The 24,577-nt window shown below is 45.8% G+C and carries 32 protein-coding genes; 25 read left to right on the top strand and 7 right to left on the bottom strand.

Features of this window, described 5'->3' with window-relative positions; genetic code table 11:
- The first annotated feature begins 15 nt into the window (after positions 1–15).
- The 10 genes from K2G41_RS04785 to K2G41_RS04740 all read left to right on the top strand — a co-directional run bounded on the left by K2G41_RS04785 (position 16) and on the right by K2G41_RS04740 (position 8,704).
- Positions 16–1,107, top strand: coding sequence for a hypothetical protein (locus tag K2G41_RS04785; RefSeq protein ID WP_300115228.1), 1,092 nt, complete (start codon positions 16–18; stop codon positions 1,105–1,107).
- Between the two features lie 20 nt (positions 1,108–1,127).
- Complete coding sequence (gene traK / locus K2G41_RS04780; protein ID WP_300115225.1) at positions 1,128–1,724, top strand: conjugative transposon protein TraK; 597 nt, start codon at positions 1,128–1,130, stop codon at positions 1,722–1,724.
- Positions 1,725–1,735: 11 nt separating this feature from the next.
- A complete protein-coding gene (locus tag K2G41_RS04775; RefSeq protein ID WP_300115222.1) occupies positions 1,736–2,224 on the top strand; it encodes a hypothetical protein in 489 nt (162 codons plus the stop codon).
- Positions 2,217–2,672 carry a hypothetical protein gene (locus K2G41_RS04770; protein WP_300115219.1) on the top strand — a complete coding sequence of 152 codons (456 nt, stop codon included), beginning with the start codon at positions 2,217–2,219 and terminating at the stop codon, positions 2,670–2,672. Before K2G41_RS04775 ends, K2G41_RS04770 begins: the two co-directional genes overlap by 8 nt.
- Entirely contained in the window at positions 2,665–3,861 is a 1,197-nt protein-coding gene (gene traM, locus K2G41_RS04765) for a conjugative transposon protein TraM (RefSeq protein ID WP_300115216.1), read from the top strand. Before K2G41_RS04770 ends, traM begins: the two co-directional genes overlap by 8 nt.
- A gap of 93 nt (positions 3,862–3,954) precedes the next feature.
- On the top strand, positions 3,955–4,833 hold the full coding sequence (gene traN / locus K2G41_RS04760) for a conjugative transposon protein TraN (protein WP_300115213.1): 879 nt from the start codon (positions 3,955–3,957) through the stop codon (positions 4,831–4,833).
- A 3-nt stretch (positions 4,834–4,836) separates the two neighbouring features.
- Positions 4,837–5,304, top strand: a complete 468-nt coding sequence (locus K2G41_RS04755) for a hypothetical protein (RefSeq protein WP_300115210.1) — start codon at positions 4,837–4,839, stop codon at positions 5,302–5,304.
- Between the two features lie 11 nt (positions 5,305–5,315).
- A complete protein-coding gene (locus K2G41_RS04750; RefSeq protein WP_300115207.1) occupies positions 5,316–5,582 on the top strand; it encodes a hypothetical protein in 267 nt (88 codons plus the stop codon).
- A gap of 67 nt (positions 5,583–5,649) precedes the next feature.
- Positions 5,650–7,959: a type IV secretory system conjugative DNA transfer family protein gene (locus tag K2G41_RS04745; RefSeq protein ID WP_300115204.1), complete on the top strand. Its 2,310-nt coding sequence runs from the start codon at positions 5,650–5,652 to the stop codon at positions 7,957–7,959.
- Positions 7,960–7,969: 10 nt separating this feature from the next.
- Positions 7,970–8,704 carry a TraX family protein gene (locus K2G41_RS04740; RefSeq protein ID WP_300115201.1) on the top strand — a complete coding sequence of 245 codons (735 nt, stop codon included), beginning with the start codon at positions 7,970–7,972 and terminating at the stop codon, positions 8,702–8,704.
- Positions 8,705–8,737: 33 nt separating this feature from the next.
- Here the strand turns inward: K2G41_RS04740 and K2G41_RS04735 are convergent, their stop codons facing one another.
- Positions 8,738–9,751, bottom strand: coding sequence for a hypothetical protein (locus K2G41_RS04735; RefSeq protein ID WP_300115198.1), 1,014 nt, complete (start codon positions 9,749–9,751; stop codon positions 8,738–8,740).
- A gap of 68 nt (positions 9,752–9,819) precedes the next feature.
- Entirely contained in the window at positions 9,820–10,170 is a 351-nt protein-coding gene (locus K2G41_RS04730) for a helix-turn-helix domain-containing protein (RefSeq protein ID WP_300115195.1), read from the bottom strand.
- Positions 10,171–10,304: 134 nt separating this feature from the next.
- Here K2G41_RS04730 and K2G41_RS04725 point away from each other — a divergent pair, with 134 nt between their 5' ends.
- Positions 10,305–11,198, top strand: coding sequence for a radical SAM protein (locus K2G41_RS04725; RefSeq protein ID WP_300115277.1), 894 nt, complete (start codon positions 10,305–10,307; stop codon positions 11,196–11,198).
- Between the two features lie 142 nt (positions 11,199–11,340).
- Here K2G41_RS04725 and K2G41_RS04720 read toward each other — a convergent pair whose 3' ends face one another.
- Positions 11,341–11,859 carry a hypothetical protein gene (locus K2G41_RS04720; protein WP_300115192.1) on the bottom strand — a complete coding sequence of 173 codons (519 nt, stop codon included), beginning with the start codon at positions 11,857–11,859 and terminating at the stop codon, positions 11,341–11,343.
- A gap of 77 nt (positions 11,860–11,936) precedes the next feature.
- On the opposite strand from K2G41_RS04720, the gene K2G41_RS04715 reads away from it, so the two are divergent.
- A complete protein-coding gene (locus K2G41_RS04715; RefSeq protein ID WP_300115189.1) occupies positions 11,937–12,215 on the top strand; it encodes an HU family DNA-binding protein in 279 nt (92 codons plus the stop codon).
- 18 nt (positions 12,216–12,233) lie between these two features.
- Positions 12,234–12,722: an META domain-containing protein gene (locus K2G41_RS04710; RefSeq protein WP_300115186.1), complete on the top strand. Its 489-nt coding sequence runs from the start codon at positions 12,234–12,236 to the stop codon at positions 12,720–12,722.
- Positions 12,723–12,979: 257 nt separating this feature from the next.
- Here the strand turns inward: K2G41_RS04710 and K2G41_RS04705 are convergent, their stop codons facing one another.
- Entirely contained in the window at positions 12,980–13,636 is a 657-nt protein-coding gene (locus tag K2G41_RS04705; RefSeq protein WP_300115183.1) for a glucosaminidase domain-containing protein, read from the bottom strand.
- A gap of 84 nt (positions 13,637–13,720) precedes the next feature.
- Between K2G41_RS04705 and K2G41_RS04700 the strand changes: the two genes are divergently transcribed.
- The 10 genes from K2G41_RS04700 (at position 13,721) to K2G41_RS04655 (ending at position 21,700) form a co-directional block, all read left to right on the top strand.
- Positions 13,721–14,506 carry a DUF4099 domain-containing protein gene (locus K2G41_RS04700; RefSeq protein ID WP_300115180.1) on the top strand — a complete coding sequence of 262 codons (786 nt, stop codon included), beginning with the start codon at positions 13,721–13,723 and terminating at the stop codon, positions 14,504–14,506.
- A 317-nt stretch (positions 14,507–14,823) separates the two neighbouring features.
- The gene (locus tag K2G41_RS04695) at positions 14,824–16,137 is read left to right on the top strand and encodes a DNA mismatch repair protein MutS (RefSeq protein ID WP_300115275.1); all 1,314 of its coding nucleotides are present in this window, start codon (positions 14,824–14,826) and stop codon (positions 16,135–16,137) included.
- Between the two features lie 47 nt (positions 16,138–16,184).
- On the top strand, positions 16,185–16,412 hold the full coding sequence (locus K2G41_RS04690) for a hypothetical protein (protein ID WP_300115177.1): 228 nt from the start codon (positions 16,185–16,187) through the stop codon (positions 16,410–16,412).
- The gene (locus K2G41_RS04685) at positions 16,396–17,730 is read left to right on the top strand and encodes an ArdC-like ssDNA-binding domain-containing protein (RefSeq protein WP_300115174.1); all 1,335 of its coding nucleotides are present in this window, start codon (positions 16,396–16,398) and stop codon (positions 17,728–17,730) included. The genes K2G41_RS04690 and K2G41_RS04685 overlap by 17 nt, the downstream gene beginning before the upstream one ends.
- A gap of 62 nt (positions 17,731–17,792) precedes the next feature.
- On the top strand, positions 17,793–18,977 hold the full coding sequence (locus K2G41_RS04680) for a toprim domain-containing protein (RefSeq protein WP_300115171.1): 1,185 nt from the start codon (positions 17,793–17,795) through the stop codon (positions 18,975–18,977).
- 78 nt (positions 18,978–19,055) lie between these two features.
- Complete coding sequence (locus tag K2G41_RS04675; RefSeq protein WP_300115272.1) at positions 19,056–19,721, top strand: hypothetical protein; 666 nt, start codon at positions 19,056–19,058, stop codon at positions 19,719–19,721.
- A 29-nt stretch (positions 19,722–19,750) separates the two neighbouring features.
- Positions 19,751–20,296, top strand: coding sequence for a topoisomerase C-terminal repeat-containing protein (locus tag K2G41_RS04670; RefSeq protein WP_300115168.1), 546 nt, complete (start codon positions 19,751–19,753; stop codon positions 20,294–20,296).
- A complete protein-coding gene (locus K2G41_RS04665) occupies positions 20,293–20,835 on the top strand; it encodes a hypothetical protein (protein ID WP_300115165.1) in 543 nt (180 codons plus the stop codon). The genes K2G41_RS04670 and K2G41_RS04665 overlap by 4 nt, the downstream gene beginning before the upstream one ends.
- Before the next feature lie 21 nt (positions 20,836–20,856).
- Complete coding sequence (locus tag K2G41_RS04660) at positions 20,857–21,045, top strand: histone H1 (protein ID WP_300115162.1); 189 nt, start codon at positions 20,857–20,859, stop codon at positions 21,043–21,045.
- Between the two features lie 7 nt (positions 21,046–21,052).
- Positions 21,053–21,700 (top strand): hypothetical protein, encoded by a 648-nt coding sequence (locus K2G41_RS04655; protein WP_300115159.1) that lies wholly within the window; start codon positions 21,053–21,055, stop codon positions 21,698–21,700.
- A gap of 120 nt (positions 21,701–21,820) precedes the next feature.
- Here K2G41_RS04655 and K2G41_RS04650 read toward each other — a convergent pair whose 3' ends face one another.
- The 3 genes from K2G41_RS04650 to umuD are packed head-to-tail and all read right to left on the bottom strand — an operon-like array spanning position 21,821 to position 23,568.
- Complete coding sequence (locus K2G41_RS04650; RefSeq protein ID WP_300115156.1) at positions 21,821–22,483, bottom strand: DUF4113 domain-containing protein; 663 nt, start codon at positions 22,481–22,483, stop codon at positions 21,821–21,823.
- Positions 22,484–22,531: 48 nt separating this feature from the next.
- A complete protein-coding gene (locus K2G41_RS04645; protein WP_300115153.1) occupies positions 22,532–23,116 on the bottom strand; it encodes a hypothetical protein in 585 nt (194 codons plus the stop codon).
- On the bottom strand, positions 23,110–23,568 hold the full coding sequence (umuD, locus tag K2G41_RS04640) for a translesion error-prone DNA polymerase V autoproteolytic subunit (RefSeq protein WP_300115269.1): 459 nt from the start codon (positions 23,566–23,568) through the stop codon (positions 23,110–23,112). The genes K2G41_RS04645 and umuD overlap by 7 nt, the downstream gene beginning before the upstream one ends.
- 113 nt (positions 23,569–23,681) lie before the next feature.
- Between umuD and K2G41_RS04635 the strand changes: the two genes are divergently transcribed.
- Together K2G41_RS04635 and K2G41_RS04630 are read left to right on the top strand one after the other, a co-directional pair.
- Positions 23,682–23,942, top strand: a complete 261-nt coding sequence (locus tag K2G41_RS04635) for a hypothetical protein (RefSeq protein WP_300115150.1) — start codon at positions 23,682–23,684, stop codon at positions 23,940–23,942.
- Positions 23,943–23,949: 7 nt separating this feature from the next.
- Positions 23,950–24,498: a hypothetical protein gene (locus tag K2G41_RS04630; protein ID WP_300115146.1), complete on the top strand. Its 549-nt coding sequence runs from the start codon at positions 23,950–23,952 to the stop codon at positions 24,496–24,498.
- Positions 24,499–24,577 lie beyond the last annotated feature (79 nt).

Here is a 24,577-nt window from a genome sequence, read left to right as displayed (position 1 = left end):
AATCTTTTTCAGACAATGACTTTATTAAGCATACTATGCACAATGGGTCTCCCGGCCATCGACGAGAGCCTTGACAAGCTGCTTGTGGCAATGGAGACCTTTCCCAATGTCGCTGTACTCGGTGATGCAGTGGGGCTCGCCCGTATCATCGGCCTCTGTCTTGCACTCTGTGTCGGGTCATACGAGTGCTGGATGATGATGCTCGGACGCAGGGGCATGGACGTCATGAAGCTACTTCGAATCATCGGTATTTCAATCTGCATTTCATCTTCCTCTTGGATATGTTCCGCCTTGCAGACCCCCGGAAAGGGTCTGGAGGCCGCGACAAAGGCTATGGCACAAGCAAAGAACAAGGAGGTTGCCGCTTTTGAATTAAAGGTGGCTCAGAAACAGGGGGAATATCTCGACCGGCTGAGAGCCGTTCAGGATTCCATCGCAACCGCACAGCAGGTTGCCGAAATCGGAGAGGATGCACACTGGTGGGATAAACTCATTTATAATGTAGAGAATCTTGGCAATACGATCAACAACTACGCCCAACGCGCAGCCGTGGCTGCTGAGACAAAGGTCAGCGAGTGGATCAACGATGTCATACGCTTCGTAGGAGAGCTTGTGTTCCAGATGTCCTATTACGGCATACTTGTGGCTCAGAGGATATTCCTCGCTATTATGATGATATTCTGCCCAATAATGTTCGCAATGTCGCTGGCTCCGCCATGGAACTCGGCTTGGAGCCAATGGATGTCAAAGTATCTCTCCCTTACGTTATGGGGATTCGTCACCTACATGTGCCTGTACTACATTGACTTCATTCTTCTATACAGTCTACAGCAGGACATGACCGCCTATCAGCATCTTCTCTCCGGCTCTGTCAACTCCTGGTCCCAGATAGGCGCACTCGGTCTTCAGGGAATCGGCTCGAACTGCATGTACGCTATGGGTATGCTTGTGGGAGCGTATATAGTACGCTTCGTGCCTGAGGTTTCGTCTTGGCTCATTCCCGGCGGTGTAAGCAGTGGCGCGGCAGCTCCGGCAGGTGCCTTCGCTATGGGAGTGGCTCAGACCGGCGCTTCAGTGGCTACCGCTCCTGTAAAGGCTATGCTATAATAATCAATCAACCAATCAATATGCTTATACAATCTTTAGCACAGAAAACGAGACTCGCCCTGATGACGGTGCTTGCCACAATTTGTGGCTGCGCCCTCATCTGCGGGTTCACCGTGTGGCGTTGCCTGTCGCTGGTCAGCGAGGAACGTCAGCAGATCTATGTCCTTGACGGCGACATTCCCTTCCTTGCCGACCGTGCAAGGCTTGAAGCCAACTTCCTTATGGAAGCCCGGGCACACATTCAGCTGTTCCACCAGTACTTCTTCAACTTGCCTCCCGACAACGACTATATTAAATGGACTGTCGGAAAGGCTATGTATATGGCGGACGGAACAGCCTTGAAGCAGAAACAAGCTCTCGATGAGAACGGCTTTTACTCGGACATCATTTCTTCGTCAGCCGTCTGTACCATCATGTGTGACTCCATCAATTTTGACGAGCATGAACGGAAATTCACTTACTATGGCACCCAGCTTATCAAGCGCAGGACACGAGACCTGAAACGCTCGATGGTGACTACCGGATATATTGAGAGTGTGCCGCGCACCCAGAATAATCCGCACGGTCTTATGATTACCGGCTGGCGAACTATCGAGAATAAAGACCTTGACTATTAATTTGCGAGAGTATGAAAAATTTGAAGAAAACTATCTCCGATTTCCGTCTTCGTACATCAAATCAGATAAAGTCCTGGTTGCAGCCAAGAGTTGGCTCAGTGGGAAGAAGATACAGACTTGCCGCACGTATCCGTATCGCCAACAGATGGGCGACACAGCATCCGAAACGGACTTTCGGATATGTCGTGGGCACATTGCTGACAGTGCTTTTCTGTGATGTGGCGATAACCGGAATGAGGGCTGAGATGAAGGAGCCGGACGTGAATATGATAGCCAATGTGGAGCCTGTCTTTAACGGATTCCGTACCATTCAGGCTAACAAGGACACCCATCGTAGGACTGTCCTTGAAATGACTTCGCAAGGTCAGACTATCAAACATGAGCTGGATTCGCTTATCGCAATTCCCCATAAGTCCCACTCTGATTCCATCGGTATCATAAGGAGATACGGACAGTTGGAAAATTTAGTGAAAACTCTAAAACAGAATGATAATGAGTGAAATTTTCAAAACCATTTCAAATAGTAGAGAGCCCAAGGTGTTACGCAGAATATCTATCGTGTTTGCAATCGCGGCTCTTATTCTTGAACTTATGTTTCTGACTGGAATATCTGAAAACATTTGGGTGTTTAACGCAGCTTTGATCTGCCTTGGCTTTTATATAACCTTCTATCCTTTATCTCTTCTGGTGTCGTTGGCAATCGCATGCAAACTTCTGAATGAGGCATATTCTGCTTTACGAGATATTAAGGTGTTAACGGAGAGCCTGATAATTGATCTTCATTCTGCAACAGATTCCTCGGACAAAATTGATATCTCAGATGCTTCCGCATCGGCAATATTTCAATGGTTTGAATCAGAACTAAAATTCAGTAAGACCAGATCAGAATTAATGGAAAAGGCTATCAACATTCTTAAAAATCACTATAACACCATAAGACATGACTAAAATCAATTTCAAACAGCCGAAGTACATTTTCCCGGTGGTCATATTCGTGCCGCTATGCGCTCTGGTGTACTTCGTGATGCAGACCTTCGGTGGTGGCGAGGACGAGTCAAAGAAAGTCGCCACAGACCGTATCAACATGGAGCTTCCTCAGGCAAACGCAGAGGAAGCCGGAGACAAACTATTCGAGATGTCCCGGCGTTTCGGTGACGAGGACGCTTTCACAGCCGTCAGCAAACTCGGTGAGGAAGTGACAGACGATGAGATGCTGGAGCATGGCTACTCCGAGGAGGAGCTTAACCGTATAGACGCGGCCGAGGCAGAACGCCTCCGTCAGCAGCAGGAACTTGAAGAGCTGGAACGCTCCCTTGCAGAGTCGCGCCGACACATCAATTCCTATTCTTATGGCGGTGCCAACGACTTTTCAAATTCTTATGGGAATGATCCCCGGAGCGAGTATGCCCGTGAGCTGGAGGAAATTCAGCGAAAGAGTTATGAGCGGCAGAAAGCCATTGAGACCGGTTTGGGTATCGGTCAGCCTGATCAAGAGGAAGTGGCCCGGAAGCAACGTGCCGATTCCATAGCCAAGGCAAAGGAGATCGAGCGTGAGAAGAACCGCCCGATGCTTGTGCTGAAGTCTCAGAATACCAATGCGGAGAAGTTTAATACCGTAGGTAATGATGTCAACTCAGACGATTCACCGCTTATCCGTGCCATGATTGACCAGACCACAAAGGCGCATGAGGGCACTCGTCTCCGTTTCAAGTTGCTAGATGATGTGACTATCAGGGATGTGAGACTTCCCAAGGGCACTTACCTCTATGGAACAGTCGTCGGGTTCGGTCAGCAGCGCGTCCGTGCGACCATCACAAGTATTCTTGTCGGAAGCAGGTTCCTGAAGGTGAATCTCTCGGTGTTCGACAATGACGGAATGGAAGGGTTCTATGTTCCTGAATCAGCTTTCCGTGACTTCATGAAAGATGCGGGGTCAAGTACCGTCCAGCAGAACATCAGCTTTGAGTCGGAAAGCGGTTATGGTTCCGGAATATCGGGTGAGGCTATAGCTCTGCAGGCCCTTCAGAACATGTATAATTCAGCCACTTCCGCTCTGTCTGCCAACATCCGCAAGAATAAGGCGAAAATCAAGTACAACACAATCGTTTACCTTATTAATTCCGACGAAGCAAGATAGTCAATAAATAGGTAAACTATATTACAAGTAATAGATAATACAAATAATCTAACTTACAATCTGGATAACTTACAAATCATCAAATCACATAATATGAAATCGAAGATTCTTTTAGCTGCCCTATGTGCAATCGGTATTGTCGGCAGCGCAAGCGCAAAGGAGAAGATCTATGTCAACAGTGAAGTTACGACCCATATCGTCATGCCCGAGAACATCAAGATGGTTGACATATCGACCACCAAGCTCATCGGTAACCAGTGTGCTGACAACATCGTGCGCGTGAAGCCATACATCGAGTCTGACCCGGAGGCACCGGCAACTGAATACCGCGAGGGTGAACTTCTCGCCACCCTTACGCTTATCGGGGAGCGACACATGGCACAATATGACATCATATTTACCGCTATCCCACGGCTTGCCGCCTCGATCCATCACGTTTCTTACCGTGACACTGAATCCTACGTCAATCCGGAGGTCTCCATGCCGGAGTCCGAGATGGCGCGTTATGCCTGGGCTGTATATGGAAGCAACCGCAAGTTCAATCAGATCGTCTCCAATGCCAACGGCATGAAGGCTGTCGTGAACAACATCTATTCCATCGGCGACTATTTCTTCATCGACTACTCGCTGAAGAACAAGACAAAAATCGGATATGATATTGCTGAATTGCGTGTGAAGCTGACTGACAAAAAGGAAGTCAAGGCTACCAACTCACAGATTATCGAGCTGACACCGGCTTTCTCCCTCAATCTCGCCAAGAAGTTCAAGAAAAACTACAGGAATGTGCTTGTTATTCCGAAGCTTACTTTCCCTGACGAGAAGGTGCTCCGTATCGAGATTGCCGAAAATCAGATAAGCGGCCGCGTCATCACCCTTACCATCGAGTATGAGGATATCCTCAATGCGGACGGCTTCGACGCAGACATCCTCAAAAAAATACCTTATCACTATAACCTCCATCTATACAGATAAGCCATGAAGAAGTTTCTTATCGCACTTGTATGTGCCGTGGTGACTATCGGCGCGTCAGCTCAGGGTAAACTGACTGTCAATGCAGGTTTCCTGTTCCCTTCAACCTTCAATGCCACCGTAGGTTATGAGCACTCCCTGTCATACGGTAAAGCCGTTGAGGTCTTCGGTGAGATGGGCGACCACTGGAAAACCAGAGAGGGGCAGTTCTGGAAAGGCTACTATTGGGACGGAGGTATTCTCTACAAGCTTCGTCTTGTCCGATCTAAGAACGGAATGCTCCGCTTCCGTTTCGGTCCGGAGTTCGGTGCCGTCGAGCGTAAGTTTTTCCTCGGTATCGAGGGAGGGTTTGAATACAACTATGTATTTCAGAACGGCTGGGAGTTTTCGCTCATCCAAAAGAACAATGTCAATTTCATTCACGGAGATACGTTCCGAAACGGTCTATTAATCGGCTTAAAAATTCCATTCTAATACTAATAAAAATGCTCAACGAAAACAAATTGGATAACGTCAAAGAGCGGATTGACGTTATGATCAAAGCAATGACGCATATAGATGAATCTAAGCTTTCAAATGCTTCTATACTAATGCTCATTAACGCCCTTGATGCTATCTCATCATTATCATCGGATCTACTCCGCTCCTATGTATGGTATATTAAGAAATACGGAAGTGGAAATTTAAATAAACTGGAAACAAACGCAGTGTTATTCCAAGAGATGGCCGATGGGGTCAGGAGAAACTTTTAGATTTCGTCAATCGTCTGGCAAAGGAAGTTGAGATTAGAGATTTGCTATTGAAATAAACATTTTCACTATGGCTTTTGAGGAAACCAAGGAACAGCAGCAGATGTATAACTACTTCCGCAGCTGCATCTACTTCTTCCTGATAATCGAGATCGTGATGAACCTGCCTATCACGGCTGACAATAAGATCACTCAGTTCATCCTTGACTTGTTCGCACGTTTCAAGGTGTTCAACTCGGTTGCCGGGTGCAAGATATGTGAGTTGATCTGTATCTGTGTGGTGGCTATCGGCACCAAGGCGAAGAAGGCTTTGAAGTTCAACCTGAAGACTATGGTGATTTACCCGGCTCTTGCCGGAGTCACCCTTGTCGGACTATGCTTCATCTTCCATGGAATGGATTGGGGTATGAGATGGATGGGATTTCCTGCAAACCGCATACTATATGCTTTCTGTTCAGTTGTCGGCACAATGCTATTTCATCAGGGACTTGACGGTATCGCCAAGTATTACAACCACAAGGTCGGAGAAGACAGATTTAACTTTGAGAATGAATCATTCGAGCAGTCGGAGAAGATTACCGAGACACCGTATTCGGTGAATATCCCCATGCTCTACTATTGGAAACGCCGTCTACATCAAGGGTTTATCAATATAGGCAACCCGTTCCGAGGGACGATTGTGCTAGGTACACCGGGTTCGGGTAAGTCTTTCGGTATCATCGATCCTTTCATTAGACAACATGCCGCTAAGGGTTTCGCCATGATGGTATATGATTACAAGTGGCCGACACTCGCAAAGACACTTTTCTATCAGTTCTGTAAAAACCGCAAGGCAGGAAAATTACCGGAGAACTGTGGTTTCAGACAGGTCAACTTTACCAATGTGGAGTACTCAAACCGCATAAATCCGATTCAGAGAAAGTATATTCCTGACTTGGCTGCGGCTTCAGAAACCGCCGCCACTCTCCTCGCCTCCCTCAATAAAGGAGGCGGGGAGAAAAAAGGTGGTTCAGAGGCTTTTTTCACCAATTCTGCGGAGAACTTTCTGGCTGCTATCATCTATTTCTTTGTCAACTTCCGTCCAACTGGATTCAAGGACGGTAAGAAGCTGAAACGCTATATCTCACATAAAGGGAGAAAACTGGAGCTGGTGATACGGCATTGGGACGAGTTCAATGCTATCGACGAGAAAGGTAACGTAATTCTCGATTTCGTTGATAGTACAGGCAGGGATGTTTCGACTGATGAAGACCATATGTTCGTTGACCTTAACAATTTCTCTTATCTTGACCGCGCAGGAAACAGAATCCTGATTGAGCGTTGCTGGTATGAGGACGAAGCCGGGAATGAGGTTGAACCCGATACAATAACCGGCGAATATTCGGATATGCCGCATGTCCTTTCTTTCCTCGGTCGCAAGTATTCGGAAGTATTCGACATCCTGATGATGGACGATAAGATTTCCTCCCTTATGGCTCCCTTCAAGAGTGCCTACGAGAACAAAGCCAACGACCAGTTGGAAGGTATGGTCGGTACACTGCGTGTCAATGCTGCCCGTCTGGTATCTCCGGAGGCATATTGGGTGTTCACAGGCGACGACTTTGACTTGAAGATTTCAGACCCGAAGGCACCAAGTTATCTCGTCATTGCCAACGACCCGGAGAAGGAACAGGTAATCGGTTCGCTCAACGCTCTTGTGCTCAACCGTCTTATTACCCGTGTAAACTCAAAAGGAAACCTCCCGGTCAGCATCATTGTCGACGAGTTACCTACGTTGTACTTTCACAAGATTGACCGACTCATAGGAACAGCCCGTAGCAACAAGGTTGCCGTAACTCTCGGTTTTCAGGAACTTCCTCAGTTGGAGGCTGACTATGGGAAAGTGGGTATGCAGAAGATTATCACTACTTGCGGTAATATATTTATGGGAGCAGCCAGGAATAAGGAGACTTTAGAATGGGCGCAGAATGACGTGTTTGGAAAGGCTAAACAGACAAGCACATCTATCACTATCAACGACAGCAAAATTTCAACCTCGATTTCAGAAAAACTTGACTATCTGGTTCCTGCGGCGAAGATTGCTGACATGGCTACAGGTTGGCTTGCAGGTCAGGCGGCACGAGATTTCACCGCCACTGACAAGAAGATGCTGTCGAGCTTCGACATCGAGCAGTCCGAGGAGTTCAAAACTACCAAGTACTTCTGTAAGACGAACTTTGACATGAAAAAAATCAAGGACGAGGAAAGTCACTATGTTGATCTTCCCAAAATCTATGAATTTAAGAACGACCGCGAAAAGGAAATCATGCTTAACCGCAATTTCAAGCGTGTCAATCAGGAGGTGGAAGCAATGGTCAAGGAACTTCTTGGTATCGCTTAATATATTACTTATGGAGAATACGCTTATATCCAAATCGTTTTCAGTGCCGCTTTCACTCCGTCTGAGTGGAAGCGCACTGAAGATTATTGCCGTGCTGTCGATGGCTGCCGACCACTGCGCTTATTTCCTGATGGAGCCGGACACTCCTTTATATAATGTACTCCGTTGTTTCGGACGTATCGCATTCCCGGTATTCGCGTTCCTAATTGCGGAAGGCTTCGCCCATACCCGAAGCCGGACACGTTATTTCCTTACTCTGCTTGGATTCGCACTGTTAAGTGAGATTCCATGGAACTTGCTCAATGGCTATGACGGAACCCACAATGTCATGTTCTCCCTCTCTCTTGGAGTGGCCACACTTGCTGTGTTTGACCGTTTATGTGAACACGGGCCACTGTGTTGCTTCTCGATACTTATTCTATGTTGTCTGGCATGGTGGTCAGGCGTAGATTATGAGTGGCGCGGTATCTTGATGATAGCAATGTTCTATATGCTACGACATCAGACAATTATTCCTTGGCTCAGTCACCATCACATCTGCTTCCCCTCTCAGGCGATAATCCAGATTCTTTTCACTTTCCCTCTGATGATGCACTACGGCATTGCCGGGGCAATCCTCGCCTCAATCGTCATCTTCCTTTATGATGGCACACGTGGAAACATCAAAGGCACCGTCGCCAAATACAGTTTCTACGCCTTTTATCCATGTCATTTGTTATTTCTATTCCTCTCTTTAAATAGATAAATATATTTATTATGGTACTAGAATAGGGTGACTTTAATCATAATAATCATATGTAGAACCGCTTACGTTAAATCTTAAAACTTCGTTAATATCCTTAAATGGTAACGGTTTTGGGAAACATATGCAGATATGATTAGTTAATAATGATTGAGAAGAGTCAATAGAATTATTACCCACCTCAACCTTTGCGCCTAAGTCAGAGAACTGCACACATAAATCTTTAATGTATGTAGTCATTGACGATATCAGATCAAAAGATCGATAAAAGAAACCATATTGTGAAATATATTTATCTTCCCAACCATTTGAAGTTCGTCTTCCACCCATTCCCTCAAATGTGTCAGAATAAGAACCGGATATCATCTTTTTATCATAATCTATAACTAAATTCAATGACTTAAATACTATACCATCTGGAGTCCAAAACTTTTCTCCAAATTCAGTAAATTCTCTTTCTTCTATGATTGTCTTACCGACAGTTTCAATCGAATATACATCTTTCATTGAGAATTCCACATAATAACAAAAAAAAGTTACATTATCCCAGTAATGCTTCTTTGGGATTTCTTCCCAATGCTCATTTATACCCAACTTCTCTAACTCTTTTTTATTCAAAATTCGATAAGACTCACCTGAAAATGGATTTATAGAGTTATTTAGATATAATTTTAATTCATCTCCTCGTACCTGAACTACTCTATCGCATACAAGTTCATATAACTCATTATTCTTGATAATTGTGACTACTATTGGTTTCTCAAATAAGGACTTTATTTGAGTGTTATTGTATTTAGAAAAACTGATATATCCTTTGTTTTTTATTTCTGAAAAAAGGTTGTCAATACTAACGGTACTGTAATCATTATTTTGGGAATGCCCTAAACCAAATAAGTCAGAAAGAACTAGAGAGTTAACTTTAATATTACCATTTGACTCGCAATCTGTTGTGAATGTAATCTTATTAGCTGTGGCGAAACAACCAACTTTATCAAAGGTCGGATTAGATATTTTGAGTATTCTGTCATCAAACTTTGTTCTCATTTTCATACTTCATTTCTGCTAAATAAGTTTGTTATGTATCCTATTTAAGCATCTAGGATAAAGTGCAAACATACTCACTTACAGTTTCGTCGGTTTATCATAATTTGCTCAAAATTCTCCTGACCCCATTCTATTAACGCTTCAACATGGGGTAAAAGTGTATTGCCAAGCTCAGTAACAGAGTATTCAGTACGGGGAGGCACATCTGGAAACAACTCTCGATGGATTAAGCCATCTGTAGTCAATTGACGAAGCACTTGCGAAAGGACTTTCTCTGATACAGTTGGTATGGTTCTATATAGTTCGTTAAAGCGTACCGGCTCATTCTCGGATATTTTCACGAGAACAACCAGAGCCCATTTGTTTCCAAACCATTCAAGCATCGGGGCTGCCTTGCAGTATTCATAGTCTAATTTTTTTGCCATATCTGACCTCTCAGAAAATATTGAAAATAAGCAAAACAAACTTTTCGGTAAGTGTCAAACCATCTGGTAAGTTATTGCTTAGCCTCTCATTATCACTTAATTTTGCGTACAAAATTACAAAAAATAATCGAGATATGATATATCCGCAACTACATTTCAGAGGGCAGGTTTGGCGTCCTCCATACAAAGCAAGCTCACAACTTCTACAAGTAACATCGGGGTGCACCTGGCACAAGTGCAAATTCTGTAGCCTTTATCATGGCACACCCTTCCGTGTGTCACCTTTATCAGAGATAGAGGCAGATCTGAAAGTAATAAGACAGTGGCAACCAAGAGCCAGACGAGTTTATCTAACGGGGGCCAATCCTTTTGCCTTGAGCTACAACAAGCTCATGCATGTGGCGATTCTGCTCAGAAAATACCTCCCGAACTTAGTCTCTTTTGGTATGTTTGCCAGAGTTACAGATATCGCGCCAAAGACCGTAGAGGAACTTAAAAATCTTCGTCACATGAAACTTGACAGTATCAATATCGGCATTGAAACCGCACATGATGAAACTCTTGAAAGAATGAATAAGGGCTATCAGGCAAAAGACATACTTGAACAACTGTCAAAACTCGACAAGGCGAGAATCCGGTATAATGTATTCTATCTCAATGGTCTTGGAGGAAAAGGTAACGGTCTTGAAAGTGCCATTGCTACAGCAGATATTCTCAATCAACTCCATCCCTGTATCATCAATATTGTGTCACTCACAATATTTCCGGAATCTGAACTGTATCATGAAGTTCTTGACGGAACTTATGAAGAGGAACCGGAGATAGAGAGACTTATAGAGATGAGAACATTGATTGAACGACTCAATATAAAGGTCAATATTCTCGGACATCACATTTCAAATACAGTTCCAATTACCGGTGCATTGCCGGATGACAAAGTAGCATTACTCCGGGAATTTGATAAAGCGATAGCTGAGTTCCCTGAAGTGGAACTTAAAGCGTATCGAAACAGGATATGGCATCTGTGAAGATTTCATCCTTCGTTCAGTCTACTCATTCTGGGTAGACTTTTCGTAAACATATAATTTTTCAATAAACATTAAAAGCTTATACACTAATCTTTTCTTAGGTTACCCTATCTTTTGAAGTATTAATAAGTTCATCTTACTCTTACTTGAGTAGCTTGTTGATAGTAATAATCATTGAATCGTGGAGAAATACCTTAAGATCATTGTCGTCCTTCAGAGCAATATCACCTTGCTCTTCAAGGATATCAAGTAATTCTTTCTTCAATCGGGAATAATGTTCGCCGAATGGTATCTGGTGGTCTTGCCTCCAATATTGAGATACAATTTCAATCCACAGTTCCTTTAATACAGATTTCTCATGCTTATTGAGTTTAATGTACTTCCTGTGTTCCGGTTCTGTTTGAATTATGGGGTCTATAGCATGATTATTGGGATCGTAGTCTGGTTCTAACATATCTCCCATTGGGATAACGTCCCATTCATCAATCGCATCAACAGTAAAAAGCCCTGAATCATCATTACTGATTGCGTCTCTTTTCTTCAAGTTGGACATGCAGGTCTTGCAGATATGCTGTGCATGTCCTTTGCCACTGAACTTCTCATTGGCTTTATATTCACCGCATATCCGGCAGTAATATCCTTGTTTTCTTATCTTTGCCATACACAAAAATAACGATTTCTCGTCAATTTTTATTAATTTTGTATTCGTAAAAATCATCTAACAAAACATACCAAAAAATGACAAAGGCAGAGATAGCAACAGAGATAGCAAAGGCCACCGGCATTGACAAGGCTACAGTTGTCAACGTGATTGAGCAGTTCATGGCAGTGGTCAAGGACAGTCTCGCACACGGGGAGAACGTGTATCTGCGTGGCTTCGGTTCATTTATCGTAAAGCAACGGGCAGAAAAGACTGCAAGAAACATCAACAAGAATACAACACTCATCGTTCCTGCACATAATATCCCGGCATTCAAACCAGCCAATATCTTTATGGAGGAAGTTGCCAAGAACTGACATTACAATCTTAAAATTATGAAATTCAGCAGTCTATTCATTTTATTATTGATTCTTCTGTGTTCTTGCTCCAGTTCAAGCTCAACAGAGAAAACTCATTCATGTACAAGTGAGCAACCGGAAAAGACAGTGCCTGATTTGAGAGGTCAATGGTACATTGAAAACATCGTTTTCAATGACTCAAATAACATACGTCCTTCAGAAGAAGTTCCGGGATCAAAACAATATGTAACTTTTGACGATGAACGGTATTCCATAATAACAAACTGCAATACATTTGCCGGCACATATAGCCAGAAAGGAGATTCTATCCAATTGGGCGATGGTGCGATGACTGAACTGGCATGTGACAATATGGCTACTGAGGACGCACTCCGAAAAATATTACCTGAGATAGTTCTGATTGATGTCGAGAATGACTCTATCGTTCGTCTTAATTGCCGTGAGTCTTCATCATATATCATTCTCAAAAAAGCACCTATACAAGTGAAATGCCATGTTGAGTAACAGAGTAAAAAGAAATATTTGGCTTACACTTGCAATTCTATCGGGGCTGGCTATCATCGATCGCACAATCCACATAGTTATGGGAGAATTGGAATGGTGGCAGCTTGTTTCAGTCATAATTATCACCGCCTTCTGCATTAAGTTCTATCTCTGTTATCGAAAGCAGGTTCAAAGGGGAAATCTCTATGGACGTGTCAAGATTTTCAAGTAATAAATTGATAAAGGCATCGGAAAACTGCTTCCGGTGCCTTTTCTTTTCATAGCTGTCTTAGGACTCTGATCAACGCCCTGATATAAGTCTTTTCTTCAGCGTAGCCTATTTTGTCAAGCCAAAGTAAATAATTGCCTCCTTTATACCGATGCTGAACGAGGTCGTAATAAGCCTTTACACTTTCGGTCCAATGATTGAACTCATAGTAGGTTTTGGTATGTGGATTCGTCAGACCGAATAGATTGTGCTTGTTTCTACACACCGATGATTTGAACCAGCCTGTTTCGAGTATTGCCTGTGCCAGTACTATCTTCGGGTACTTGATATTGTTCTTCTTTATTTCGGCAAGCAGATTGGGTATTGTCAGTTCAGCAAGACCCTCTCCATTATCTGAGATTTCCTCACTTCTGGACTCCAATTCTTTAGCATCGTATGGGGATTCAGGCCTCGGGGACTTGTAATCGTCACTTTTTCGGCCATTCAGTATGTTCTGCCCTGAGTTTTCTTCTTTCCCAGATTCTTTGTCAATCTGTTGGATTGAATCTGAACTTAAATAGCTATCTTCTTTGATTTCAGTCATTTCTACTATTTTAACGACTGGATTGCCGGATATCTCACTCTCTTTCGTGATAGTATAGAACTGTGCCGACGCTGTGACAGCTGTCAGCATCATCAGTATTGTAAGCGGAATAGTGTTGTGCATTTCTTTCTGTGGGTTATCGTGGAGATAATTTTGCAGCGTTCAAGCGAAATGACATCGCAAATTTAACTTATCAATAACCGCTAAATGGAAAATCACAACAGAAATCAACCCAATGCTCTGCCATATCAGAAACTGGCACTGCTGGGCATTGACCGGGAAAAAGCCGACAGACTGCCCGATGAGGTAAAGGAGAAGCTGATTTCCGGTGAAGTCACGCCTCTCGTTCAGGTATCAATCAATGCCCGAAATGGTGACGTTATCACGTTACCGCTCAAACTCCAGATGGTTGCCGACAGAAACGGAGACCCCTTGCTTGTCGCCTATCCGGTCAAGGCAGCCTTTGACGAGAAACGCGACAATATCCTTCAGCTCACTCCCTACGAGGCAGAGCGTCTGCGACGCGGTGAAGTAATTCAGAAGGGCGTCGACTTCAACGGAGAGAAGACACAACAGTATCTCCAGCTCGATCCGGAAACCAAATCCGTCATTCACAAGAGGGTGACTGATGTTCAGGTGGAACAGCGTCTCAAAGACATGGAGAAGGTCAACGACATCGAACTCGGCACTCAGCAGAAGCAGGCTGTCCGCGAGGGCAAGCCTATGGAACTCAACGTAGGAGGCGAGAAGGTCACCGTCGGAATTGACCTAAAGGAACCGCAGGGCTTCAAAATCGTTCAAGGCGACATGAAGGAGTGGGAACGTCAGCAAAAACTCAAATACGACGAGCTGCACCCCGAATACATCGGCCTGGTTATGACCGATAAGAACCGCTGGGAGTATCAGCAGGTCGTTGACCGGCAATCCACTGAAAGGGCTATCAAGTTCGGTCAATCGCAAAAGGACAAGGAATCCAACGGTCTTAAACTTTAGACATGACCGGATATGAAAATGTGAATAATGACCGATTGTATGAAGCCGGGGCTTATTTTGATTCCCTTATAAATCCGAATGACCTGTATTCCGGAGATAAGACACTCCTTCCACAAGATCTTTACGATGAATGGGATAACCTGCTCACCATCGAAGAGGATTACCATACCGAGCAAAGATATTACCATCCTGATGAAAGGAAGGAGTATGCGGAAAGGGTAAAACTTGCCAGAGTGAATTTCAAAAAAAGTCTCGATACTTTGTATCAGGACTATATCAGTTCCGGCATTCAGACAGATTCAGCCAACGAAAAGCTTATGACAAAATCAGAAACAGCGGATTCTCTGACGCTTATGAGGCAGTTCGACGAGATGAAGAAAAAGCATCCCGATGCTGTACTCCTTTTCCGGACCAAAGATGAATACCTGACTTACAGGCAGGATGCAGTCAAGGCAAAGCAGATTCTCGGACTTGAAATCGAGTCAATAATGATCGGAGGAGTAAAGACAGAGGTTGCAAGTTTCAAGCATAACGCCCTTGATACATACCTGCCAAGGCTTGTCCGTGCCGGAATGAGGGTTGCGATATGCGAGCAGCTTGAAGACCCTAAGCAGAAAAAGACCGAAAAAGAGGATGTCGGTAAATCCCAAAAGGAGGCACCACATTCCAAATCAGATGAAACACAACTTACAAACACTACCATGCCAAGAAAAAAGAAAGAAAAGGCTCCTGAACAGGAGCAGCCAAAGGCGAAAGCCGAGGCTAAGACTGAGGTTAAATCCGAGACCAAGGCAGAAGTCAAGACTGAAGCCAAAGCCGAGAAGAAACAGGATGTCAAGTCCGAACAGAAGCAGGAAACACAGCAGGAGCGTAAGCCCCGTGAGCCTCAGATGGTGACCGTAAACGGCGACAAGGTCACCCACGGCCACGCCTTTCAGGGCAAGGACTCGCAGGACTGGTATTTCACTGCCAAGCTCAACGGTGATCAGCTGAAGCCGCAGAAAATGGATCCGGCTGACCTCGCTGCCTATCAGAAGAAGGAGATGACCGTTCCGCAGCTGATGGAACGTTATTATCCGACAAAGCTTATGCCGAAAGTTCCGGAGGTGGCCTTCAAGACACCCAATGTCCTCGCCGGTCCGGAGGGGAACATCACCATAGACAAGTTCAATGTCTATAAGGAGAAGGATGAGAAGCGTCCCGATTTCGGCAAATACAAGTTCTATGCCCAGATTGGCGAGAACAAGATGTCTACCGTTGCATCTCGTCAGGATCTGAACGCCTACTTCGACCGTGTGATGACCCCGGGACAGCTCGTAGAGAAGAACTTCGGTGAGCGTCTGCATCTCTCTTCCCACTATCAGCAGTTCCGTCTGCCGGAGGGAGTCGAGAATGAACAGATCCGTATTGCCAAAGACCGCTCAGACGGCAAGTGGAAGGTTTCTGTTGATCTCGGCGAGCGTGGAAAGACAGATAAGAAGGAGTTGTCGTTCGATGACGGCTATTCCCTTTATAAGACTAAGACTGCCACACGCGAGCAGATCGCCGCCAAGTATGTGGGCGACGAGGTCAAGAGTCTCCTTGCCGCTCCCGCCATGAAGATGGAGAAGTCAGCCTCCATGAAAATGTGATCATCACAACAATAATCTATTCAAAGAAAATTCTAATCTCTGATAATATGTCAAAAATAGAATATGACGAGCTTGTGCAGCTCCTACAGGAAAAGAAAATCGGTCATCTGCGCTTCGTTCTGGAGGGCGACAGCGAGAAGGATTTCCTCCGTTGGTGTGAGGAACACGGTGTCGAACCGTCGGACGATGCGGCTGAGTTCTATCTCGAACAGACCGAGATCTCCGCTATGGACAGACAGGTAATCGACGACGAGGACTATGGCATCTGGAACTAACTTCTCATTTCCTGGCAAATCGGAGGGTGCGGGTCAAGTCGCGCTCGACCGCTTTGCCGAGATGATGATTGACCGCATGGAGCAGATGAAGGACTCCGACTGGAAGAAGGGATGGATCGGCGGCGCCAACGGCTATGCCGGTCTCCCTCAGAATGTAGGTGGCCGTAACTACTCCGGCTCCAATTCCTTCTTCCTCCAGCTCCAGACTGCGGCCAAGGGCTATCAGCTCCCTGTCTATCTCACTTTCAAGCAGGCCAATAACCTGAAAGCTCATGTTCTGAAAGGTGAAAAGGCTTTCCCGGTAGTCTACTGGGATATGATGGTCAAGGACAAGGACGGCAGGAAAATAAGCTCGGACGAATATAAGGCTATGACAAAGGAGGAGCGGAAGAATCTCGATGTCATTCCATTCATCAAGGCTTTCCCCGTCTATAATATCGAGCAGACCAATCTCCGTGAGGTTCAGCCGGAACGTGTGCAGAAACTAATCGACAAGTTCAAGGTTCCTGAACTTCGTGACACTCAGGGCATGTATGCTCACACGGCTCTTGACCGTATGATACAGCAACAGTCATGGCTGTGTCCCATTCAGGCTGACAGACGTGAGAACGGCGCATACTATTCTCCCTCACGTGACATCGTGGTTCTGCCGATGAAAGCGCAGTTCAACACGGGCTCTACTCCGGAGGAGATATACCGTGACGGTATGGAGTTCTATTCCACAATGCTGCACGAAATGACCCACTCGACAATGACACCTGAACGTCTCAACCGAGAGATGGGAGGTAAGTTTGGCGATCCCAAATATGCAAAGGAGGAACTTGTAGCGGAACTTACGGCAGCGATGATAAGCCATTCAATGGGTTTCGACTCGAGGATTACAGACAATTCGGCAGCCTATCTTGATTCATGGATAAGTGTGTTGAAGAAGGAACCGAAGTTCATTGTCTCGATTATGGCAGACGTGAACAAGGCGTCTGACCTTATCCTCGACCATGTTGACAAGCAGCGTCTCGCTCTTGGTGAACAGCCGTATCTCGCCAAGAATGACCCGTGGCTCCCGCCTGACCCGAATGAGGAGATCCCTTTCAAGAACGCTGCCATCTTAAAGACCCGTTCCGGAGACTATATGATCCGTGCCTCATACGACGGTGTTGACCTCGGGATGAAGCCTATCGAGAAATCAACGGCAAAGACCTATTTCCAGCTTACTGACATGAAGGACAAGGAATCGTTCCTGAATATGACAGCCCGTAAGCACTATCAGTCTGAGATTGCCGGAATCGGAAAATCCGTATCAAAGTCCCTTTCACTCTGATAATTATGAGTTATGCATTCTGACTTGCTTTAGCTTGAACGAAGTTAATTATGAATTGAATAATGCCTGACTATAAGATAAACTTTAAGGAGCTGAAATCCCGTGTCGGGGTTGATGATGTGGCTTACTCCCTCGGCTATCGTCTTGACCGTAAGGCCGGTGTCGGCAAGTATATCGAGCTGGTGCTTGGAGACGGTCGGGACAGGTGTGATACCATCATAGTCAGTAACCGTCGGGACAAGGCTTCACAGGTCTATTTCCGCCGTGACGGAAGCAAGGGGGATGTCATCACCTTTATAAAGGAGAATCTTAACTCTTTCATCGTGTCCGGCAAGGATGACTGGCAGAAGGTGGCTAAGGTCATGGCACGTTTCGCCAATGTTCCGGAGCCTGAGTTCAGGGAGGATAGCCGGTATGTCAGGTCTGCTAATGTGAGCCATGTTTTCGATGAGTCAAGGTATGAGGTGAGGCCGGTGGATCCGCAGCGCATTCCGAGGATTTTCTCTCAGAGAGGCATATCTGATGAGACTGTCAAAAGTCTCGCTCCCTTTATCTCGCTTATACGCGACACAAGGAATGAGAATTTCGACGGCTACAATATCGGCTTCCCTTATACTGAGTCTGATGAGTCCGGTATCAAGGGTTATGAGATACGCGGTATGGGTGGCTACAAGTCTAAGGCCGCCGGGACCAACTCATCATCTGCCGCGTGGGTAGCTGACCTTTCCGGAGGGAATATTGATAATGTAAGGTCTGTATTCTTTTGCGAGTCAGCCTTTGATGCGATGGCTTTCTATCAGATAAACCGGGCCCGTCTCGACAGTAACATAGCACTTGTATCACTTGGTGGAACATTTTCTGACGGTCAGATTCAGAAGTCTATGGAACGGTTCCCCAATGCCAGAGCGATCGACTGTTTCGACAACGATATTGCCGGACGCATCTACGGGTTACGACTTATGGCTCTTGTGGAGGATTTTCCCATCAGGATTACCAAAACAGACTTTGGTCTGAAAGTCGAGGCAAAGGGAAAAACTTTTGAGTTGGATCCCGAAAGTCCCATCACTGCACAGGTTGACAGGAATATTTCTATCAGGCACAAAGTAGGTCAATGGACTCCGCCAAAGGCTTTCAAGGACTGGAACGACTGCCTTATGAACAAGCCAATGGAAACAGTCCTGACTCAGAGTAAACATGAACGTGAGAGCAATCTTGCGGAACAACGTAAATCAACATTAAAACTGTGAATAATGAAGGTATCTATAAAGGGAGGTGCTGTTACCCTCGCCATATCTCTGAAATTATTGACGAGTGGCTTGCCATGTATGGCCCAGCAGACCGACCCCACTTTAACAGCTGCCGTCATCCTCCAGACGGAGGAGCTGAAAAGCGTCCACAAGAAGCGGAAGACGACCCAAGAGAAGATAATCGCAGCGGAGACTGCCGTGACCCTGGCGCTTGACAAGGTACATAGCGTCGAGAACAAGATGCTGGAATACCTGTCGAATGCCCAAGGTGCGATGCAGAACCTGTACCAGATCAAACGTGCCGCTGAACTTGTGACAACGGAGATTCCTAAGAACACGACTCTCCTGAAGAACTCTGTAAAGGGCAACCTTAAAGGAACGGCTATCGCCGCTCTTGTCTCAGATGAGATAACAGACGCGGCCACCCAGATGGCGGCTCTATATCCTTTCATGCAGCAGCTCGTCACTTCCGGAAGCTATAATGTGACAAACGCAGAGGGTAATACGGAGAAGCACAAGGTGAATCTTCTCGATTCGGCTGAACGCTACTATGTAGCCAATGAGGTTGTGACACGTCTGGAGAGGATAAACACAGATCTGTTCATTCTCGCATGGCAGGTTCGTACCCTCTCTTGGAATGACCTATGGTTCTCGCTCGATCCGGAGGGATGGGCTTCGGTAATGGCAGGGAAGAATATCGTGAACGGTCTTGTGACCGACTGGAACAACATCAAATATTATTGAAAACAACTTACAAAAAACTATATCAATAAATGGAATCTGAAAAGAAAATTGTAGGCCGCTGTCCTAAGTGCGGCGGCAACATCATCAAGACTTGCAAGGGTTATCGGTGTGAGAATAATATCGGTGACAACCCTTCATGCAGTGTGGTCATAAACGGTATCCTCGGAAACCGCAAGATGTCGGACGAGGAAATCTCGGAACTGCTTTCTAACCGTCGTATCATGCTCGACGGATTCATGTCTAAGGAGGGCAAGGCTTTCCCGACGGTTCTGGAACTTACAGACAATGGTGAAGTCCTTATGCAGTCGGTCATCGGCAAGTGTCCTCACTGCGGAGGGGATATCCGTGTGGGAAGCCGCGCCTTCAACTGCTCGAACTTCAACAGTCCGACAGACAAATGCGAGTTCTCAATCTGGCGCAATATCGGCGGTCACCAGCTCACGCTCACTGAGGCTCAGGAAATTTGCGGGAACGGCATCACGTCTGCTGAACTGGAGATGTTCCGCGATGACGGATCCATATACCGTAAGCGTCTCGGCCTCTCACCCGATAAACTTCAAGTCGTTAAGATATGAAGCCGGGAATGAAACTTGCCATCCTGCTGATAAGCGGGGTGCTGATATGGGGCGGCATCTTTTTCTTCGCTTGTAGTTCCAACAATACCAAGGAACGAGCAAGACTTGTAGCGGAAAAGTCACTTATGGCGTGTGTCGACTGCCCTGAGACCGTGGAGATAAAGGCGTTCAGTGATGCTGACTCTGTTTTCGGACGCGAGTATATCACACTTGACGAGCGCGTTGCAATCGCAACATCAATGATGAAGATAAGCTCACGTGTTATGGAACAGACCGACAATATGGAGAATATTGACTTCAATGATGTTGAGCTTGCAGGTCTTATGGAACGTCAGATGTCAGCCATGTCTGCCCTGAGAAGTCTTACCGGTCTGGGTCCTGACAATAGCGATAAGCCGAAGCCATTTACCGGCTGGAAAGTCAAGGTCGAGTATGAGGCTAAGACTGCCGACGGCAAACCGTATCATTCCGAATACTGGTTCATCATTGACAAGAACGCCGACTGCGTTATCAAGTCTTTTGAAATCCCTCTTTTATAAACCATTCAACCACTGACTAAAATGAAAGAACTTTTAGATGAAATCTCCGCACAGATGGAAACATTCCGTGAAAATGCCAAGTCCCAGCTCGACAAGGGCAACAAGTCTGCCGGACTCCGTGCCCGTCGTGCCTCGCTCGATCTCGAACCTCTGCTCAAACGCTTCCGCAAGCTGTCGCTGGAGGCTTCAAATCCAAACCTCGCTCATTGATCCGGATATGAAAACAACACCACTTCAGGAGACGGTGAAGCGTCTTGACAGAGACCTTGCTCGAAAGGATCCGGAGATTGCCCGATGGGTAAACGACTATGCGCGTCCTCATATCGCCATAAGACAGAACAATCTTGTGACTGTGTGCTTCTGTTGCGGCAACACTATGGTTTATGCCGGAAAAGAACGCTATGTCAAATGCGTAGAGTGTGGCCGTACAGTGGAAATCATCGAGGAACAGGACTGGCTTGCCTCCAAACGCATGATGTCCCGGTACTTTGCCTCTCTTGAAGTGGTCGAAGGCATACAGGTCATGCGGACTTTCGAGGTGATTCTGCGATACTCTGCTATAAACCGACTGAAAGATGCTTCGGCGCGTGAAGTATGCCGTCACTGGATAACTTCCGATGGACGTTGCGTAGTGACCTCTCTCCGAAAATTCACAGGCTTTCTGATGCCGAAAACGAAGTCGATGAAACTCCGGAAAGGCTTGACGGAGACAGAAGATCATATCGCCAACCATGCGGTTATTCTTCCCGGTGTCAGACTTTTGCCTGAGTTGAAAATGAAACTTGCCACTGTCGAAAGGCTTATGCCGGGAAATGCACTGACGAATATCAGGAACCTGCTTGAACCTGACTACTTGACCATATAACTTACAGCTTTTCTTACTGCCAAATAATAAGACAAGTCGTTTTTAGCCATCAAAAACGTGCCAGCCCTGACTCGTGAGAGCCGGGGCTGGCTATTATACAGCTTGCAATGCTTGACGTGATTAGTTCACCGTGAATGCTCCGAGACATGTCGTATAGTCGGGTGACTTCATCGCCCTACGTATTGCGTTGACAAACTTGACGCTCTTACCGTCTTCGCTTTTGTCCGTGTACTGCTGGGCTCCTAACATAAGTGTATCAGCACCCATCTTTCCGTTTATCTTGTCAAGAGCCGTTGAAAGGGCCTTTAGCTTTTGGCTCCGTTCCGGACTATACTCAAATAGGTCGGGCTGTATTGAATCAGCCGGAGATATACCTGAGACCATAATACCGGCTCTTTTATAGTAAATGCCTTTTCGGAAAATCGCCTCTAAAATACGGGTGGCCATCTCTACTATCTCGCTTGTGGTATTGGTAGGTGTAAGGAAGGAATGTGAGGCGCTTCTGTCATATTGTATCAGATCCTCTCTGAAATGATTGGACTGTATGAATGCCGTAACCAATGAGCATACGGAGTTCTGCCGTCTGAGTTTCAATGCGCACCGGGCGGCATAATTGGCGATATGGCTCCTTAAATCAGCCAGGTCCCTTATCATTTCCGGAAAGCTCCGGCTGGTTACGATGGTCTTCTTTGTCACGCCGTCAAGTCCGTCGATAGCTATGCAAGGTTCACCATGCAGTTCCTTCCATGTCCTTTCTCCTGTTACATGGAATCTTCTTCTCACATAATCCTTTGACAGTTCAGCAAAGTCGTAGGCTGTGTTTACTCCTATTTATTCCAGTTTTCTGCTTATACGTCGGCCGATACCCCATACATCGCTGACAGGGAAAAGCCTTAATGCCTTCTCCCTTTGCTCCTCTGTTCCTATGACACAGCATTTGTTGTAGGCGGGATATTTCTTTGCATATTTACTTGCCATTTTTGCCAAGGTATTCGATGAGGCTATTCCAAGGCTGACAGGCATCCCGGTACATTTGAGGATTTTCCTACACAGTTGCTCACCCCACTTGTGCAAATCCAGATGATCCATCCCAGTAAGGTCAAGGAAAGCCTCGTCTATCGAATATTGGATTACATCTGGTGCTTCCTCTCTAAGAATGGATACTATACGTGAGGACATATCGCCGTATAATGCGTAGTTCGATGAGAAAGCCACTATGCCGGAGTTTGGGTACTGTTCCTTCAGCTGATAATACGGCATCCCTTCAGGAATACCCATTGCCTTTACCTCCTTGCTCCTCGCGACAACGCACCCATCGTTGTTGCTTAGCACGACAATCGGTGTCCTTGCAAGATCGGGACGGAATACCCTCTCGCAACTGCAAAAGAAATTATCGCAATCTATCAGTCCTACCATCTTTCAGTTCCTGATTGTCTGCGCCTGTTGGCTTTTATCGTGTATATCACCACTCCCCAGATCATAAAGTCGTTGTCCTTTGTGACCTCAATCGGTTTGTATTTGCGGTTTGATGGCATGAGGTAAATCCTGTCTCCTCTGTTGAGGCATAGACGCTTCAAAGTGAACTCCCCGTCAAGACAGCAGACCGCCAGATCCCCGTGTTCTGCCTCTATGGAACGGTCAACTATAAGGATATCTCCTTCAGTTATCCCTTCCGAACACATGGAATCTCCTACAACCTTGGCGTAGAATGTTGAAGCCGGATGTCTTATCAATTCTTTGTTAAGGTCTATGGATTCCGTTATGTAGTCCTGGGCAGGACTTGGGAAGCCTGCCTTTATTCCGGCGTCTGCAAAGACCAACGGGAGTATTGTCGAAGTATCGGCTCTATATATTTGAAATACATTCATAAGATAGTTTATAGCAGATTTTAAGGTGTTTTTGGATGCAAAAATAAACGGCATGGGTGCAGAAATCAGGCACCTTATTGTTAATTTATCTTAACAGAATCTCTTTTTTGAATATGGCTGACCGCGTCCGTGAGTTTTTCGCCACAAAGTTACGGAGGCGGATGCCGACGGCAAGCGATCGCCTCCGGCTTGGCTGCGTGAAAGAATACGGAAGCCTTCCACAATTTTTCCTTCTTCAAAATTGGGTATTCCGTTTTTTTTCACTTGCCACGCTTGCCTTACTCCACCTTAGTCCTCCGTATTTGTATGCAGCGAAAAAACAACCCGGACGCGAGAAGCCAAAAGGCTTTAAACCAAAGGGAAAAAAATTTTGAGTTACTTATGAAACGGACAAAAGAAAAGGTTACGATTAAGGAATTGAGGGTGTTAGGCTCTTATGGAAAAATGTATGATAACGCTGAGATTTATCCCCATTCGTTGAGGAAACTATCAAAGGACGTGAAGAAAAGCGATACGACCGCCATCGCTATCGCCGCACTTCTTCTCTCTCAAATCCTAACCCCCAACGCAGTGTTGATACCCGTTCCGCAGTCTTCCGGCAATGCAGAATACACTTTGGAACTTGCCAACACGATAAGGATTATCCGTCAGGACTGCGAGGTGGTTGACATTCTTTCGGGCACACCTCGTAAGAAACTATATGACATCAAGAAAGTCAAGAGTTCCCTCAAAGGCGTGAGGACGGGATTAAGGGTCAAGGAGAGTGCCGACTGCAAGGAGACACTGCAAGCACATTCCGACATCTTCCTTCTTGACAACGTGGTGAACACCGGCTTCACTTTCGCAAGGGCAAGAAAGGCATTAAGGAAATATATCAAGATTGAGCCGTCACTTTTGGCTATCAGTGCCACAAGCAACTGGCTGAACTAATGACAAATCAATATGAACAAGAGATTGGCTATCGTAGGCAGTCGCACCTGCCCACCCATTGACATCGCTTCCTATCTCC

It is taken from the genome of Duncaniella sp., from assembly GCF_029056165.1.
GTDB lineage: Bacteria > Bacteroidota > Bacteroidia > Bacteroidales > Muribaculaceae > Duncaniella.
Note: the sequence above shows the minus strand (reverse complement) of the source record. Positions and strands in the feature narration are given on the sequence as shown.